This window comes from Pseudomonas defluvii (genome assembly GCF_001695625.1).
Taxonomy (GTDB): Bacteria; Pseudomonadota; Gammaproteobacteria; order Pseudomonadales; family Pseudomonadaceae; genus Aquipseudomonas; species Aquipseudomonas defluvii.
Window position 1 is genome coordinate 1 of the sequence record NZ_MBPN01000070.1, and the last position, 16,026, is coordinate 16,026.

16 protein-coding genes are annotated in these 16,026 nt (G+C 59.8%); 7 read left to right on the forward strand and 9 right to left on the reverse strand.

Annotated elements, in window-relative coordinates; all coding sequences use genetic code 11:
* Window positions 1-834: YbfB/YjiJ family MFS transporter (locus EKA13_RS17945; protein WP_065760679.1), on the forward strand; the 834-nt coding region annotated here is incomplete at its 5' end.
* Here EKA13_RS17945 and EKA13_RS17950 read toward each other — a convergent pair.
* Both EKA13_RS17950 and EKA13_RS17955 read right to left on the reverse strand, forming a co-directional pair.
* Window positions 782-1,711 carry a DMT family transporter gene (locus EKA13_RS17950; RefSeq protein ID WP_065760680.1) on the reverse strand — a complete coding sequence of 310 codons (930 nt, stop codon included), beginning with the start codon at window positions 1,709-1,711 and terminating at the stop codon, window positions 782-784. The two genes, EKA13_RS17945 and EKA13_RS17950, sit on opposite strands and share 53 nt — an antisense overlap.
* Window positions 1,712-1,919: 208 nt before the next feature.
* The gene (locus EKA13_RS17955) at window positions 1,920-3,245 is read right to left on the reverse strand and encodes a DEAD/DEAH box helicase (protein WP_065760681.1); all 1,326 of its coding nucleotides are present in this window, start codon (window positions 3,243-3,245) and stop codon (window positions 1,920-1,922) included.
* Between the two features lie 139 nt (window positions 3,246-3,384).
* Between EKA13_RS17955 and EKA13_RS17960 the strand changes: the two genes are divergently transcribed.
* Complete coding sequence (locus EKA13_RS17960; protein WP_065760682.1) at window positions 3,385-4,686, forward strand: mechanosensitive ion channel family protein; 1,302 nt, start codon at window positions 3,385-3,387, stop codon at window positions 4,684-4,686.
* On the opposite strand, the gene EKA13_RS17965 is transcribed toward EKA13_RS17960, so the two are convergent.
* The 3 genes from EKA13_RS17965 to EKA13_RS17975 all read right to left on the reverse strand — a co-directional run bounded on the left by EKA13_RS17965 (window position 4,627) and on the right by EKA13_RS17975 (window position 6,774).
* Window positions 4,627-5,505, reverse strand: coding sequence for a carboxylate/amino acid/amine transporter (locus tag EKA13_RS17965; RefSeq protein ID WP_065760683.1), 879 nt, complete (start codon window positions 5,503-5,505; stop codon window positions 4,627-4,629). The two genes, EKA13_RS17960 and EKA13_RS17965, sit on opposite strands and share 60 nt — an antisense overlap.
* A gap of 204 nt (window positions 5,506-5,709) precedes the next feature.
* Entirely contained in the window at window positions 5,710-6,309 is a 600-nt protein-coding gene (locus EKA13_RS17970; protein WP_065760684.1) for an FMN-dependent NADH-azoreductase, read from the reverse strand.
* Between the two features lie 150 nt (window positions 6,310-6,459).
* Complete coding sequence (locus EKA13_RS17975; RefSeq protein WP_065760685.1) at window positions 6,460-6,774, reverse strand: 3-phosphoglycerate kinase; 315 nt, start codon at window positions 6,772-6,774, stop codon at window positions 6,460-6,462.
* A gap of 49 nt (window positions 6,775-6,823) precedes the next feature.
* Between EKA13_RS17975 and EKA13_RS17980 the strand changes: the two genes are divergently transcribed.
* From EKA13_RS17980 to EKA13_RS17995, 4 genes are all read left to right on the forward strand, one after another.
* Window positions 6,824-7,747 carry a PA3225 family LysR-type transcriptional regulator gene (locus EKA13_RS17980; RefSeq protein ID WP_065760686.1) on the forward strand — a complete coding sequence of 308 codons (924 nt, stop codon included), beginning with the start codon at window positions 6,824-6,826 and terminating at the stop codon, window positions 7,745-7,747.
* A gap of 14 nt (window positions 7,748-7,761) precedes the next feature.
* Window positions 7,762-8,577, forward strand: coding sequence for an alpha/beta fold hydrolase (locus tag EKA13_RS17985; protein ID WP_065760687.1), 816 nt, complete (start codon window positions 7,762-7,764; stop codon window positions 8,575-8,577).
* Complete coding sequence (locus EKA13_RS17990) at window positions 8,571-9,131, forward strand: peptidylprolyl isomerase (protein WP_065760688.1); 561 nt, start codon at window positions 8,571-8,573, stop codon at window positions 9,129-9,131. Before EKA13_RS17985 ends, EKA13_RS17990 begins: the two co-directional genes overlap by 7 nt.
* A 64-nt stretch (window positions 9,132-9,195) precedes the next feature.
* Entirely contained in the window at window positions 9,196-11,028 is a 1,833-nt protein-coding gene (locus tag EKA13_RS17995) for an ABC transporter ATP-binding protein (protein WP_065760689.1), read from the forward strand.
* Between the two features lie 12 nt (window positions 11,029-11,040).
* Here EKA13_RS17995 and EKA13_RS18000 read toward each other — a convergent pair whose 3' ends face one another.
* Window positions 11,041-12,165: a GNAT family N-acetyltransferase gene (locus EKA13_RS18000; protein WP_065760690.1), complete on the reverse strand. Its 1,125-nt coding sequence runs from the start codon at window positions 12,163-12,165 to the stop codon at window positions 11,041-11,043.
* A gap of 241 nt (window positions 12,166-12,406) precedes the next feature.
* On the opposite strand from EKA13_RS18000, the gene EKA13_RS18005 reads away from it, so the two are divergent.
* Window positions 12,407-13,654, forward strand: coding sequence for a putative porin (locus tag EKA13_RS18005; protein WP_065760691.1), 1,248 nt, complete (start codon window positions 12,407-12,409; stop codon window positions 13,652-13,654).
* Window positions 13,655-13,772: 118 nt separating this feature from the next.
* Here the strand turns inward: EKA13_RS18005 and EKA13_RS18010 are convergent, their stop codons facing one another.
* The 3 genes from EKA13_RS18010 to EKA13_RS18020 form a co-directional block, all read right to left on the reverse strand.
* The gene (locus tag EKA13_RS18010; protein WP_065760692.1) at window positions 13,773-14,012 is read right to left on the reverse strand and encodes an anti-sigma factor family protein; all 240 of its coding nucleotides are present in this window, start codon (window positions 14,010-14,012) and stop codon (window positions 13,773-13,775) included.
* Entirely contained in the window at window positions 14,006-14,617 is a 612-nt protein-coding gene (locus tag EKA13_RS18015; RefSeq protein WP_065760693.1) for an RNA polymerase sigma factor, read from the reverse strand. The genes EKA13_RS18010 and EKA13_RS18015 overlap by 7 nt, the downstream gene beginning before the upstream one ends.
* A 156-nt stretch (window positions 14,618-14,773) precedes the next feature.
* Complete coding sequence (locus EKA13_RS18020; protein WP_065760694.1) at window positions 14,774-15,895, reverse strand: beta-ketoacyl-ACP synthase III; 1,122 nt, start codon at window positions 15,893-15,895, stop codon at window positions 14,774-14,776.
* Between the last annotated feature and the right edge of the window lie 131 nt (window positions 15,896-16,026).

Here is a 16,026-nt window from a genome sequence, read left to right on the forward strand (position 1 = left end):
ATCACCAGCTTAAGCCAGCAGTTGGCCGCGCAAAGCAACCGCCCGCAGTTGGGCGCCTTGGTCTTTGCAGGCCCAGGCATGGGCATCTGCCTGACCGGTTTGCTCGCCCTGTATTCCAACCTACAGGGGCTCGGTTCTGCACCGCTGTGGTTGATCTATGCCGCCACCGCCCTGCTGATGCTACTGGCCATTCTGCCGCTGCTGCCGCAACCCGCAACCGCTACAAACGCAGCGATCAGCCTGGGCGGCAGCACACCGGGAATTGCCCGCCTGAGCGTTATCTATGCGCTGTACGGCACCGGCTACATCATTCCGGCGACCTTCATGTCGCAAATGGCCAATACACACTTCCACGGCCAGTGGCTGGCCGACCTGTTCTGGCCCGGCTTTGGCCTGGCGGCAACGCTGGGTGTGGTGATGGTCAGTCGGCGTCGCCCCGGACAAGGCAGCACGTCACGCTGGTTGATGGTAACGCTATGGCTGCAGGCCGCCGGGGTATTTGCTTGCCTGCTGGGGAACGGCCCCGGCCTGGCGCTGGGCGTGGTGCTCTGCGGTACGCCGTTCCTGGCCTGTATGCAGTTGGTGATGCAGCGCTCTCGGGAACTGGCACCACACGCCACACAACGCAACGCGGGCCTGCTGACCGCCTGTTTTGCCCTTGGTCAACTGAGCGGCCCTTTGCTGGCCGCCCTGAGCACCCAGTTTGCCGCCAGCCTTGAGCCCGCGTTGATAGTCGCAGGCGCCGGCCTGTTGCTGGCGGGCACCCTGTTGCTGGCCCCCGTTACTGGCCGAGCAGGCTGCGCAAACGTCGACGTACCCACTGCTCTGCGCTGACCATCGTGACCCCGAGCAGCACGCAGACGGCCCCAAGAATGAAGTTCAGACTGAGCGGCTCGCCAAGCAGCAGTACCCCAAACGTCACCCCGAACAACGGGGTGATGAAGGAAAACACTGCCAGGTTCGATGCCAGGTAACGGCGCAACAACCAGAACCAGGTCAAGTAACTGAAGAACGACACCACCAGGCCTTGGAACAACAGGCTGCCAACCGATATCGGGGTAAATGTAACCTGGCCGATCTGGCCACTGACCGCGGCGATCATCAGCAGCCCGACAAACCCCACCAACAACTGGTAGAACAGCGTCAGTGTCGCCGGGGCCTCGGACAACCGCGAACCGCGCACCACGACGGTCGTTGCGCCCCACGCCATGCCGGCCAGCACACCAAAGGCATCCCCGAGCAGCATGCGCCCGTCCAGATGCTCCAGCGATACACCACCGGCAAATGCCACCGCAATACCGCCAAAAGCCAGCGCAATACCCAACCATTGCAATGGCCGCAGCCGTTCGCTGGGCAGCAGCCAATGCAAGCCCAGCGCGGTAAACACCGGCGCGGTATAGAGAAACACCGACATATGAGCTGCCGAAGTCAGTTGCAGGCCTTCGGCAATGAACAGAAATTCCAGGCCAAACAGTGCACCGGCCAACAGACCGCCGCGCCAGGTACTGCTGACATGCTCCCAGCCACCACGCCAGCAGATCAGCAACCCGACCAGCACCGCCGCAATACCCGAGCGACCGGCGGCCTGCATCACCGGCACGATGTCGGCCGCTGCCCATTTGATCATGACCTGCTGCATGCCCCAGATCAGGCACAACCCCAGCATGATTTGCAGGGCAAACGCGTCGGTCGCGCGGCGGGTGGTGCTCATGACAGGCACCCCGTCAGCAAAAACAGCATGGGAAACTCTCGGCAACAATGAATTCAGTGCCGATTATCAACGGGTAGTGAGGTGCATTACCAGCTACCGCTCCACATTTGAACGGTGCAGGGGCTTGCCTATGAGAGGATCACGGGCAAGCCCTGCTTCAACACAATGTGTTTTCAGAAGCAGGCCTTGCCGGTGACAAGGTGCCGAATTACTCGGCAGCTGGGGCTGGCTTGCGACGCTTCAGGGGGGCCAGGCCATCCTGGCTTACCAGCGGTGCGCTGGCTTTTGGCCGGTTGGCAGGCTTTTTCTTGGCGACGGCTTTCTTGTCACCTTTCTTGTCAGTCTTTTTCTTCTTGACCCCTACCGCCTTGCCCGATGCCTTGACCTTCTTCGGACCGCTGTAGGTGCCCTTGACCTCCTTGATGACCCGGCGCTCGAAGCTCTGCTTCAGGTAGCGCTCGATGCTGGACATCAGGTTCCAGTCGCCATGGCAGATCAGCGAGATGGCCAGGCCTTCATTGCCGGCACGACCGGTACGGCCGATGCGGTGAACGTACTCGTCACCACTGCGCGGCATGTCGAAGTTGATCACCAGGTCCAGGCCATCAACGTCCAGGCCACGGGCCGCGACGTCAGTGGCAACCAGCACCTTGGCCCCGCCCTGCTTGAGGCGTTCGATGGCCAGTTTGCGGTCTTTCTGGTCCTTGTCGCCGTGCAGCACGAAGGCTTTGAAGTCCTTGGCGACCAGGTGCCCGTAGATACGGTCAGCCATGACCCGGGTGTTGGTGAAGATGATGGCCTTCTGGTAGGTCTCGTTGGCCAGCAGCCACTGAACGATCTCTTCCTTGTGCTGGTTGTGGTCGGCCGTAATGATCTGCTGGCGAGTACCTTCGCTGAGCTGGCTGACGTTGTTGAGCATCAAGTGTTCAGGGGTCTTCAGTACTTTGCCGATCATTTCACGCAGGCCCGCGCCGCCGGTGGTGGCGGAGAACAGCAGGGTCTGTTCACGGTTAGGGCACTCGTTGCACAGCCGCTCGACGTCTTCGGAAAAGCCCATGTCGAGCATGCGGTCGGCTTCATCAAGCACAACAACCTGCACGTGCTCCAGCTTCAGGTTGCCGGCATTGAGCTGTTCGAGCATGCGCCCTGGGGTGCCAACCAGAATATCAGGCACCTTGCGCAGCATGGCGGCCTGCTCCTTGAAGTCCTCACCACCGGTGATCATGCCGGCCTTGATGAAGGTGAACTGAGCGAAACGCTCGATTTCCTTGAGGGTTTGCTGGGCCAGCTCACGGGTTGGCAACAGGATCAGGGCACGGATCTCGACACGCTTCTGTTTCAGATCGACCAGGCGGTTGAGCACAGGCAGAACAAAGGCTGCTGTCTTGCCGCTGCCGGTTTGTGCCGTCACCCGCAGGTCACGCCCTTGCAGCGCCAGGGGAATGGCCGCTGCCTGCACCGGCGTCGGCTCGACAAAGTTCAGCTCGGCCACAGCTTTAAGCAGGCGTTCGTGCAGGGCGAATTGGGAAAACACGGGTGTACCTCGGGCAAGTGCAGAAATTCAGTTGCATAGGGTAACGTTTTCCACGGCTGGAGCCGAATTTCTTTTGGCACTGAACGAGAAATACGGGCTCTAATGGCCCGTCTTTCATTTACAGAACCCTTCAAACGGTATGGATATCTCCACATTGTGGCAAAACGCCCTGGACCTCTGGGGCACGCTGGATCAACACCCGCTGTTGCATGCCGGCCTTGGCCTGAGCGTGCTGCTGGCCCTTGCACTGGCCCTCGGCCGGGTGGCGCGCTTTCTGATCCTGCACGCGGTCAAGCTGCTGGGCCGCCAACCGGCCTTGCACTGGCTCAACGACCTGCTGCGAAACAAGGTATTCCAACGCCTGGCCCAAACCACCCCGTCACTGCTGGTGCAGTTCGGCCTCAAGCTGGTGCCGGAACTGAGCGCCACCACCCAGCATTTCCTCGGCAACCTGGCGCTGGCCTTCACCATCCTGTTTGTTACCCTGGCCGTCAGTGCCCTGCTCGACGCCCTGCTGGCTATCTACGCGCGCACCGAACACGCCCGTACCCGCTCGATCAAAGGCTACATACAGTTGGCCAAGATGGTGCTGTTCGTATTCGGCGCGATCATTATCGTCGCCACCCTGATCGACCGCTCACCGCTGTTGCTGCTGTCCGGCCTGGGTGCGATGTCGGCGGTGATCCTGTTGGTCTACAAGGACACCCTGCTGTCGTTCGTCGCCAGCGTCCAGCTCACCAGCAACGACATGTTGCGGGTCGGTGACTGGATCGAAATGCCGCAAGTGGGCGCCGATGGCGACGTGGTCGATATCACACTGCACACGGTAAAAGTTCAGAACTTCGACAAGACCATTGTCTCGATCCCGACCTGGCGCTTGATGTCCGAATCCTTCAAGAACTGGCGCGGCATGCAGCAGGCCGGGGGGCGGCGGATCAAACGCAGCCTGTTCATCGACGCCGGGGGCGTGCGCTTCCTGCAGCCCCATGAAGAACAGCGCCTGGCCGATATTCGCCTACTCTCCGACTACATCGCACACAAGCGTCATGAACTGCACAGCTGGAATGAGGCACAAGGCCCGGTTGCCGAACTGTCGGCCAACCGCAGGCGCCTGACCAACATCGGTACCTTTCGTGCATTTGCCCTGGCTTACCTGAAGAGCCACCCGGACATTCAGCCAAACATGACCTGCATGGTCCGGCAGATGCAGACCACTGCGCAGGGCGTGCCACTGGAAATCTATTGTTTCACCCGTACCACGGCGTGGGCCGACTACGAGCGTATCCAGGGCGATATCTTCGACTACCTGCTGGCGGTACTGCCGGAGTTTGGCCTGAGCCTGTACCAGCAGCCAAGCGGCAACGACCTGCGGGCCGGGTTGTTACCCTCGTCCCTGGCTGGCGAGCAACGGTCGTTGAACGCCGATGCGGCTAAGCCATAGCGAGGCAAGTATCACCGCACCACCAAGGAACAATCGCCCCAGTGGCTCATGCTGGTTCCAGATCAACAGGTTGAGCAAGAGCCCCACGGGTACATGCAGGTTGTTCATCACCGCCAGGGTACCGCCGGAAACCAGGCAGGCGCCCTTGTTCCACCAGTACAGGCCCAGCGCAGTCGGGCACACCCCGAGAAACAGCAGCACCAGCCATTGCACCTCGGTGCTCGGCAGGTGCTGCGCGTTGCCGAACAGCAAGAACGCTGGCAACACCACGATCAAGGCGCCGAGATAGAAATAGCCGAAGCGCCGGTAGTGCGGCAAATCGCTGGGGTAACGCGCCACAAGGTGCTTGTACAGGACTTGCCCGGCGGCATAGGTAAAGTTGGCCACTTGCAGCAGCAGGAAGCCCATGAAGAAGTCCGGGTTGATCCGGTCAAAACGAATCACCGCCGCACCGCCAACTGCCACCAATGCCGCCAGCAGCGCCCAGGGGTTGAAACGCCGGTTCAGGGCATCCTCGATCAGCGTCACATGCAAGGGGGTGAGGATGGTGAACAGCAACACTTCCGGTACCGTCAGCACCCGAAAGCTCAGGTAAAGGCACACGTAGGTAATGCCGAACTGCAGCGCGCCGATGCCGAGCATTGCGCCCATGAAGCGCGGCTCTACCTGACGCCAGCGGGTCAACGGCAAAAACGCCAGCAACGCCAGTAACACCCGCGCCAATACGGCGAAATAGCTGTCGACATGCCCGGCGAGGTACTCGCCGATCAAGCTGAAGGAAAACGCCTGGATCAGCGCGACAATTAATAGATAGCCCATGTTTACCCCGTGCAGTGCAGCCCGCGACCTTAGCGGTTCGCCGCCAGGCGATCAATACGCTCAGGCACGCGTGGGGCCTTGTCGCCAGGGATAGTCGCGAGCCTGAACGAGCCGCCCACAAAAAACCCGATCAAGCACAGGGCATTGATCGGGCAGGTACACCCAAAGGAGCAACAGGTGTCAGGCGGGAAAGTCGATTGAAGCTCAGGCCACCGCAGCCAGTTTTGCCTTGGCCTGATTCAGGCCCTTGTCGTGGAAATCACCGCCCATGTTCAAGCCCTCGGCGTGGATGAAGGTCACATCGTGGATACCGATGAAGGCCATCACCTGACGCAGGTAGGGTTCCTGGTGGTCGCTGGCGCCGCCGGCATGGATACCACCGCGAGCGGTCAGCACATAGGCACGCTTGCCTGTCAGCAACCCCTGCGGGCCGATTTCGGTGTACTTGAAGGTAATCCCTGCACGCAGTACATGGTCTAGCCAGGCCTTCAGCGTGCTCGGGATAGTGAAGTTGTACATCGGCGCAGCCATTACCAGCACATCGGCGGCCAGCAGTTCATCGGTCAATTCGTTTGAGCGTTGCAGTGCCTTCAGTTCTTCGGCACTGCGCTGCTCTTGAGGCTTCATCCAGCCACCGAGCAGGGTTTCGTCCAGATGCGGCACCGGGTTGGCAGCCAGGTCACGTACGGTGATCGCGTCAGTCGGATGGGCTGACTGCCACTGCGCGATGAAGTCGCGGGTCAATTGACGCGAGATCGAATCGTTTTGGCGGGCGCTGCTTTCGATGATCAGTACACGGGACATGGTTGCCTCCAATCGGCAAGGTCGCTAAGTCGATGGAGGCAAGATTAAACAGCATTGTATCGATTAAAAAGCGCAAAAATCGGGTGCAACTCATCGATTAATTTGTTTTATTTGGCCAATGCTCTACCCTGACAGGTAGAGCATCTGGTTTTACTGAGGCTTGCAGCTAAGGGCTATGCGCAACTTGATGATCTTGCGGTTGAACTTGGCGTTGACGTCCACGCTTTGCTTGGCAGGTACCTGCACACGGCGTACACGGGGGGCTTCCGGGCCATTGCGGAAGGTCACCTTGCACTGGGCCGCCACCTCACCGTAGTTGTTCAGGGTGATCGCGCCCATGTCGTAGTCCGTGTCGTAGGTGGTGTAGTCAAGCTTGACGCCCTCCAGCTCCTTTTCCACATCGATGGGATAGGCCAGGGCCGTGAGCGGCAGCAGGGCCAGCAATGCAGCACAACATTTTTTCATTCGGCGCTCTCCATGACAGTGCGCCAGCTTAGGACAACAGGAGCCCTTGATGAAAGCGCCGCGCGTTACCCTGGATCAGTGGCGAACCCTGCAGGCCGTCGTCGACCACGGCGGCTTCGCCCAGGCCGCCGATGCCCTGCACCGCTCACAATCTTCTGTCAGTTACACCGTGGCGCGCATGCAGGAACAGTTGGGCGTACCACTCCTGAGAATCGATGGGCGCAAGGCGGTGCTGACCGAAGCCGGCGGCGTGCTGCTGAGGCGCTCGCGACAACTGGTCAAACAGGCCAGTCAACTGGAAGACCTCGCCCACCATATGGAACAGGGCTGGGAAGCCGAGGTACGGCTGGTAGTGGATGCCGCCTACCCCAACGCACGCCTGGTTCGGGCATTGAGCGCTTTCATGCCACAGAGCCGCGGCTGCCGGGTACGGCTGCGTGAAGAGGTGTTGTCCGGGGTCGAGGAAGTCCTGCACGAAGGTATCGCCGACCTTGCCATCAGCGGCTTCAACATCCCCGGTTACCTGGGCACCGAATTGAGCGCCGTAGAGTTCATTGCCGTAGCCCATCCCGAGCATGCTCTGCATCGCCTGCAGCGCGCGCTAAGCTTCCAGGACCTGGAAAGCCAACTGCAAGTGGTGATTCGCGATTCGGGGCGCTCGCAACCACGCGATGTCGGCTGGCTGGGCGCCGAACAACGCTGGACAGTCGGCAGCCTGGCCACCGCTTCAAGCTTCGTCTGCAGTGGCCTGGGCTTTGCCTGGCTACCGCGGCACCTGATCGAACGCGAATTGCGCGAAGGCCTGCTCAAGCCGTTACCTCTGGACCAGGGTGGCAGTCGCCACCCGCTGTTCTACCTTTACTCGAACAAGGACAAACCACTGGGCCCAGCCACACAGATCCTCATCGAGCTGTTGCGCAACTTCGACACCGCACCGCTGGACGTGCCCTTCGCCGCCCCCGCCCAAGCCTGACAGGAATCACGCCCATGGCCTACTTCGAACATGAAGGTTGCTCACTGCACTACGAGGTCTATGGCCAGGGCGAACCCTTGGTGTTGTTGCACGGCTTGGGTTCCAGCTGCGAAGACTGGGAGTTTCAAGTGCCTGAACTGGCCCGTCACTACCGGGTTATCCTGATGGACATCCGCGGCCATGGTCGCTCGGACAAACCGCGTGAACGCTACAGCATCGCCGGGTTCAGTGCCGACCTGCTGGCATTGCTCGAACACCTGCAACCCGGCCCGGTGCACCTGGTCGGGTTGTCGATGGGCGGCATGATCGGCTTCCAGTTCGCTGTCGATCACCCGCAATGGCTGCGCAGCCTGTGCATCGTCAACAGTGCCCCCGAGGTCAAAGTGCGCAGCCGAGCAGACTGGCTATGGTGGTTCAAGCGTTGGAGCCTGGCCCGCCTGCTCAGCACGGAGGCCGTCGGTAAAGGCCTTGCGGCCAAGCTGTTTCCAAAGCCGGAACACGCCCACCTGCGGCGCACGATGGCGCTGCGCTGGGCACGCAACGACAAGCGCGCCTACCTGAGCAGCTTTGACGCCATCGTCGGTTGGGGCGTGCAGGAACGCCTGGGGCAAATACGCTGTCCTACGCTGGTGATCAGTGCCGACCAGGACTACACCCCGGTCGCATTGAAAGAACGCTACGTTGAGCTGATCCCTCAGGCTCGACTGGCAGTCATCGCCGATTCACGGCACGCTACACCACTGGATCAACCACAACTGTTCAACCAGACCCTGCTGCAGTTTCTCGCTGCCGCTTCAACTACCGCTCAAGGATCATTGAGTCCATGCTGAAAAAAATTCTCCTGGCCGCCTGCGCTACCGTGTTCGCCACCAGCCTGATGGCTGCCGACAAACAACCCCACGTGCTGCTGACCACCAGCTTCGGCGATATCGAAGTTGAACTGGACGCAGAAAAGGCGCCGATCAGCACCCAGAACTTTCTGGGTTATGTCGACAGCGGTTTCTACAACAACACCATTTTCCACCGGGTGATCCCTGGCTTCATGGTTCAAGGCGGTGGCTTCACCAAGGACATGGGGCTGAAAGAGACCAAGGAGCCGATCAAGAACGAAGCGGACAACGGCCTGCGTAACATGCGTGGCACCCTGGCCATGGCCCGTACGGCGGCGGTGAACTCGGCCACCAGCCAGTTCTTCATCAACCACAAGGACAACAACTTCCTTGACCATGGCGGCCGTGATTTCGGCTATGCGGTGTTCGGCAAAGTGGTCAAGGGCATGGATGTGGTCGACCAGATCGCCAATGTGAAAACCACCACCAAAGCAGGCATGGGCGATGTCCCGGCAGATCCGGTGATGATCATCAAGGCTAAACGCCTCGACTGAAATCGGGTTCACAAGGACGTGACCTGCGCTCAGCCGGGCCGAAACAACAGGAGTTGCCCCTTTCATGCTGTACCGCCGTTTCGAGCAGTTGATCGATATCTTCCGTGATGCGCCGACGGCGGCACCGCCTGGCAAGGTCCTGCCGTTTTACCTCTACTACCTGCGTCAGGTCTGGCCGAGTTTCGCCGTACTGTTGGTGGTGGGGCTGATCGGTGCGCTGATCGAAGTGGCACTGTTCAGCTACCTGAGCCGGATCATCGATCTGGCTCAGGGCACACCCAATGTAAACTTCTTCAGTGAACACGCCAGCGAGCTGATCTGGATGCTGGTGGTAGCCTTGATTTTGCGGCCGATCTTCGTCGGCCTGCACGACCTGCTGGTGCACCAGACCATCAGCCCCGGCATGACCAGCATGATCCGCTGGCAAAACCACGCCTACGTGCTCAAGCAGAGCCTGAATTTCTTCCAGAACGATTTCGCCGGACGCATTGCCCAACGCATCATGCAAACCGGCAATTCGCTGCGCGATTCCGCCGTGCAAGCCGTCGATGCGTTGTGGCATGTACTGATCTATGCCCTCAGCTCCCTGGTGCTGTTCGCCGAGGCGGATTGGCGCTTGATGCTGCCGTTGATTACCTGGATTACCTGCTACGTCGGTGCGCTCTTCTACTTCGTGCCGCGGGTAAAGGCCCGAGCCGTGATTTCCTCCGATGCCCGCTCCAAGCTCATGGGCAGGATTGTCGACGGCTACACCAACATCGCAACCTTGAAGCTCTTTGCCCACACCGACTTTGAACAGCAATATGCCCGGGAAGCCATTCGCGAGCAGACCGAGAAAACCCAACTGGCCAGCCGTGTCATTACCAGCATGGATGTGGTCATCACCAGCCTGAACGGCCTGCTGATTGTCACCACCACGGCGCTGGCCTTGTGGTTATGGACGCAATCGCTGATCAGTGTCGGGGCCATTGCCCTGGCCACTGGCCTGGTGATCCGTATCGTCAACATGTCGGGCTGGATCATGTGGGTGGTCAATGGCATCTTCGAAAACATCGGCATGGTGCAGGATGGCCTGCAAACCATCGCCCAGCCGGTGAGCGTCACCGACCAGCCTAACGCACCGGCATTGAACGTGAGCCACGGCGCGGTGCGTTTCGAGCATGTCGATTTCCACTATGGCAAGGGCAGCCGAATCATCGAAGACCTGAATCTGGAGATCCGTCCGGGCGAGAAAATCGGCCTGATCGGCCCGTCCGGGGCAGGCAAGTCGACCTTGGTGAACCTGCTGCTGCGGCTCTATGACCTGGAAGGCGGACGCATCCTGATCGATGGTCAGGACATTGCCACGATCACCCAGGAGAGCCTGCGCGCACAGATCGGCATGATTACCCAGGACACCTCATTGCTGCACCGCTCAATCCGCGACAACCTGCTGTATGGCAAGCCGGACGCTACCGACGACGAGCTATGGGAGGCGGTACGCCGCGCCCGGGCTGATGAATTTATCCCGCAGCTTTCCGATGCCCAGGGCCGCACCGGCTTCGATGCGCACGTCGGCGAGCGCGGCGTAAAACTGTCCGGTGGCCAGCGTCAGCGCATCGCCATTGCCCGCGTACTGCTGAAAAACGCGCCGATCCTGATCATGGATGAAGCAACATCTGCGCTGGACTCGGAGGTCGAAGCCGCCATTCAGGACAGCCTGGAAACCCTGATGCGGGGCAAGACCGTCATCGCCATTGCCCATCGCCTGTCGACCATTGCCCGGATGGATCGCCTGGTGGTGCTGGAAAAAGGTCGTATCGCCGAAATGGGCAGCCATGCCGAGCTGCTTGCGCACCAAGGCCTGTATGCACGGTTATGGCAGCACCAGACCGGTGGCTTTGTCGGGATCGATTAAAACGCGACCCGCTTACACTTGACGATACGGCAAGGCCGTTTTGGCCTCCTCGGCATAAGCACGTACGCCTGAACGCTCCTGCTCAAGAAACTCACTGACCGCTGCCCGCAACCCTGGGTGCAGCAAGTAATGCCAGGAGCGGGTAAGCACCGGCTCAAACCCGCGAATCAGTTTGTGTTCGCCCTGCGCCCCCGCATCAAACCGTTGCAGCCCCTGGGCAATAGCGAAGTCCATGCCCTGGTAGAAACAGGTTTCGAAGTGCAATCGATCAAACTCAGCCAGGCATCCCCAGTAGCGACCGTAGAGGCTATCGCCACCGACCAGGCTAAAGGCCATTGCCACATCGCGCCCGGACTGGCGCGCCATGACCACACGGATCGCCGAAGGCATGCGCTCGGCCAGCAGGCTGAAAAACTCGCGGGTCAAATACGGCGAACGTCGGCGTACAAGGTAGGTATTGGCATAGCAGGCATAGATAAAATCCCACTGCGCCTCGCTCAGCTGTTCGCCACCAAACCAGTGAAAATCGATGCCCTGCCCGGCGACCTGCTCCCGCTCCTTGCGCATCTGCTTGCGCTTGCGTGAACTCAGCGTATCGAGGAAATCCTGGAAGTCACGGTAGCCACGGTTATGCCAGTGAAACTGGCAGCCCAGGCGCTCGAGCCAGCCGGGTAGCGTGCCCATGTGCCTATCCAGAGCCGTATCGGTGAAGTTCACATGCGCACCTGACAGCACTTCACTGGACAGGTAGCCGGGAATGGCCTGCAGCAACGTCAGGCCATCAGCTTCAGAGGCAGCCAACAAGCGCGTCCCGGCCACCGGGCTGAACGGTACCGCGGCCAACAGCTTGGGGTAGTAATCAATACCGGCGCGCTGACAGGCATCCGCCCAACCGTGATCGAAAACGTACTCCCCAAAGGAGTGCCACTTGCGGTAGGCCGGCAACGCCGCACGGCATTGCCCATCCTGCATCAACACCAGGTGTTCGCTGGACCAGCCCGTACCAGGCCCCACGCTGCCGCTGTCTTCCAGCGCACTCAGGAACGCATGCCTCAGAAAGGGCTGACCTTCGGGTACCAGCGCATCCCATGCATCCGATGCAATGTCTCGCAGGCTGGCAATGATCTGGAAGGTCATGACAAACGACTCAGGGCAAATGAAACCCTAGTGTTCCAGAAAACTGCACGCCTGCACATCCAGCTCCAGGCCATCACGTCACATGAGCGAAATCAAAGAGACATCATTCTGTAATTGGCGCTCGCAATACTTGCGCCTGTTTTTCGGAACCCAAGACGCTGTCTAGCCAGGCGCTTTCCGAGGACATGCCAATACGGGGTGGGCAGCTGCCTCCCCATTTTTTTCAAATAGGGAGAACCTTATGCGTCTTGTTTCTACACTAACCGGAGCGAGCCTTTGCACAGGCATGATGCTGGCTCTGAGTGCTCCGGCCAGTGCTGCAGTCGACGCCAAGCTGCTCGAAATGCTCAAGGCTAACGGCTCGATCAACCAAGCGCAGTACAACGAACTGCAATCGGACCTGGCCACCGAGACCAAGGAAAAAGCCGCCCAGAAGGCTCAGTCCGAACGCATGAGTTCCTTTGAACAAAAAGTGGCATGGGCCGCCAAGACCCAGATCAAGGGCGATGTGCGCCTGCGTTACGAAGACGTCAACGTCGACAACCCCAACGCAAGCAGCGGCAACCAGGACCGCGAGCGTGTCCGTGCCCGCGTCGGCTTCTACAGTGAGATCAATCCGCAAGTCGACGCCGGCGTGCGCGTGGCTACCGGCAGCAGCGCCGATGCCCGCTCCACCAACCAGAGCCTGGACAAATATTTCGAGAAAAAATCGCTGTGGGTCGACCAGGCCTACCTCGACTGGCACCCGACCGCTGTTCCGAACCTGCACCTGATCGGCGGCAAGATGAACCAGCCATGGGTGAGCATGGGGGACATCATCTGGGATAGCGACATCAATCCAGAAGGCCTGGCCGTTACCTACAAAACCAATTTGGGTGGCGCTGAGCTGTTCGGCAGCGCCGGTCATTACACGCTCAAGGACAACGTCGACGGTGATGGCGTGCAGTTCAAGCACGACGCACAGTTGTACCACGGCCAGTTGGGTACACGCTTTGCTGCTGCGGATACCGTCAAGGTTACCGTGGGCGGCAGCATCTATGGCTATGACAACGACAAGGCGTCCAGCGTACTGCAGTCCTTTGGCAACACCACCAACGAGTTCAACCTCGTGGAAGGTTTCGGCCAAATCGACTTCACAGGCTTCGCCATCCCACTGTCGACCTACGGTCAGTTCGTCAAGAACACCGAAAGCACCGACGGCGAAGACAAGGCCTGGCTGGCTGGTGTGAAAACCAAACTGGGCGCATGGAGCCTCGACTACAACTACCGTGATATACAGCGTAACGCTGTGGTCAGCTTGTTCACCGACTCCGACTTCGGTGCCGGCTTCACCGGTTCGCGCGGCCACAAGTTCAAGGTCGGCTATGAGATCGACAAGAACTTCTCGGTGGGCACAACCTACCTGATGGCCAAGACCGACCTGTCCCAACTGCCGAACAGCGATGCTGACGTAGACACTCTGCAAGTAGACCTGGAAGCCAAGTTCTAATCGCCTTGCACTGAGTTTCAAAGGCGGAAAATGCTGACCCCATCCAGCATTTTCCGCCTTTTTCATTTCAGCGCCGAACTGCTGACAAGCTCAGGCTGGCAAAGTCGATTCACACCACTCAGGGTTTATCTTGAGCCCTGCGCTGCGCCGCCAGTTTCCTGGCCAGCACATCGGCATCCGCCATCGGGGCCTCTGGCAGTGCACGTACCGTTGCCTGCGCCAGGCGCATCTGTTTGATGAAACGCCTGCAGTTACGGCAAAACAGCAGGTGCTGACGTACCAGCAAACGCTCCCCCAACGTGAGCTCACCATCCAGGTAGTCGCTGCTACGCGCCACCATTTCCTTGCAGGTCAACATTGTCCTGTCTCCTCGAAATGCTCCAGGGTCGCGAATACCTTGAGCCGTGCCCGGTGCAACAGCACACGCACATTGGAGAGGGATATCTCGAGCAAATTACAGATCTCTTCCAATGCCAGGCCTTGGCGCTCGCGCAGTATCAGCACGCTGCTTTGCAACTGCGGCAGGCTCAACAGTGTGTGCTCCAGGCACTGGCGCAACTCATCCTCGCTGAGCAGCGCCTCGGGGGTGTCTTCATGCCAGGCGAACGGCGCAACGCGCCAATGCCCATCAGCCGCGAAGCGATCATCGCCAATGCTGCCATGCGGCGACGGCAGGTCGTCGAGCAGCACCTCACGACGATTTTGCCTGTAGCGATTTTTTGCCGCGTTGGCGGTGATGGTCAGTAACCAGGTCTTGAGGCTGGAGCGGCGCTGAAATCCGGGCAGGCTGCGGACAACTGCCAGCCAGGCATCCTGCACGGCCTCGTCGGCCTGTCGGTTACCCACAATGGCGTAGGCGACCGCTCGCATGGCGCTTTGATAGGTGTCGACCAGTTCTTTGAACGCCTGCTGCTCTCCGGCAAGCAAGCGCTCCAGAAACTCGGTTTCATTCGTGCCGATCATGGTGGTTTTCCCTGGAAGTCGGGTATGGACTTCGATAGCGGGAATTTGTTACAGCAACAACGCACAACACAACCTGACGCACCCAAGGCATGCGTTCGGGTTGCAGGACGGGCTGCCTTCTCAACCAAGACAGCCCCCAGATACACCCCGAGGCGCTTAGCGTTTGCGCAGAATCACACAGCCAATAGAGTAGCCCGCGCCAAAGGAACTGAGCACACCCAGTGCGCCCTTGGGCAAATCATCCTGGTGCGTATGCAAGGCAATCACCGAGCCTGCCGAGCTGGTATTGGCATAGCGATCCAGGATCACCGGTGCTTCATCGACAGTGGCGTCACGGCCCAACAGTTTCTTGACGATCAAGTGGTTCATGCTCAGGTTGGCCTGGTGCAACCAGAAACGCTTGATGTCGCTGACATTGATGTCGTTTTCTGCCAAATGCTGGCCGATCAGTTCGGCGACCATCGGGCACACCTCACGGAAAACCTTGCGCCCCTCTTGCACGAACAGTTTGTCCGGCGCGCCGATGCCCTCTTCCGCCGCACGGTTGAGGAAACCAAAGTTGTTGCGGATGTTGTTGGAGAACTGCGTCAGCAGTTTAGTGCTGACGATATCGAACTGATGGGCCGAGGTGGCGAGATCGGCACGCTCAACCAACACTGCCGTGGCCGCATCGCCAAAAATGAAATGGCTATCACGGTCACGGAAGTTCAAATGGCCGGTACACACCTCAGGGCTGATCACCAGCACGGCACGGGCCTGGCCGACCTGAACGCTGTTGCAGGCCGTCTGGATACCAAAGGTGGCCGACGAACAGGCCACGTTCATGTCGAAGCCAAAACCGTTGATGCCCAAAGCTTGCTGCACTTCGATGGCAATGGCCGGATAAGGTCGCTGCAGGTTGGAACAGGCGACGATCACCGCATCGACATCGGCCGCTGTGCGACCTGCACGTGCAAGCGCCTGTTCAGCGGCGGCTACGGCCATCTGGCAGAGAATCGACGGTTCATCGTTGCTGCGCTCAGGCAAACGCGGCGCCATGCGCTGAGGATCGAGGATGCCATCCTTGTCCATGACAAAGCGGCTCTTGATACCCGACGCCTTCTCAATGAACGCAGCGCTGGATTCAGCCAGGGCCTGAACCTCGCCACGCTCGATGGCCTGAGCATTATCGGCATTGAACTGGCTGACGTAGGCGTTGAACGCCGCCACCAGTTCCTCGTTGGAAATGCTGTTGGCCGGGGTGTACAGGCCGGTGCCGCTGATCACGACGTTATGCACGGTCGTTCCTCTGTTCGGGGCCGGTGCCGGCAGGGCAACGGCCTGTTAGTCAGTATTCCTGGCACGAAGGTACCAATTAATGCACGCAATACCCCCGGTTGGCGGGAGCACTGCGTGGTCATGCAATCTGG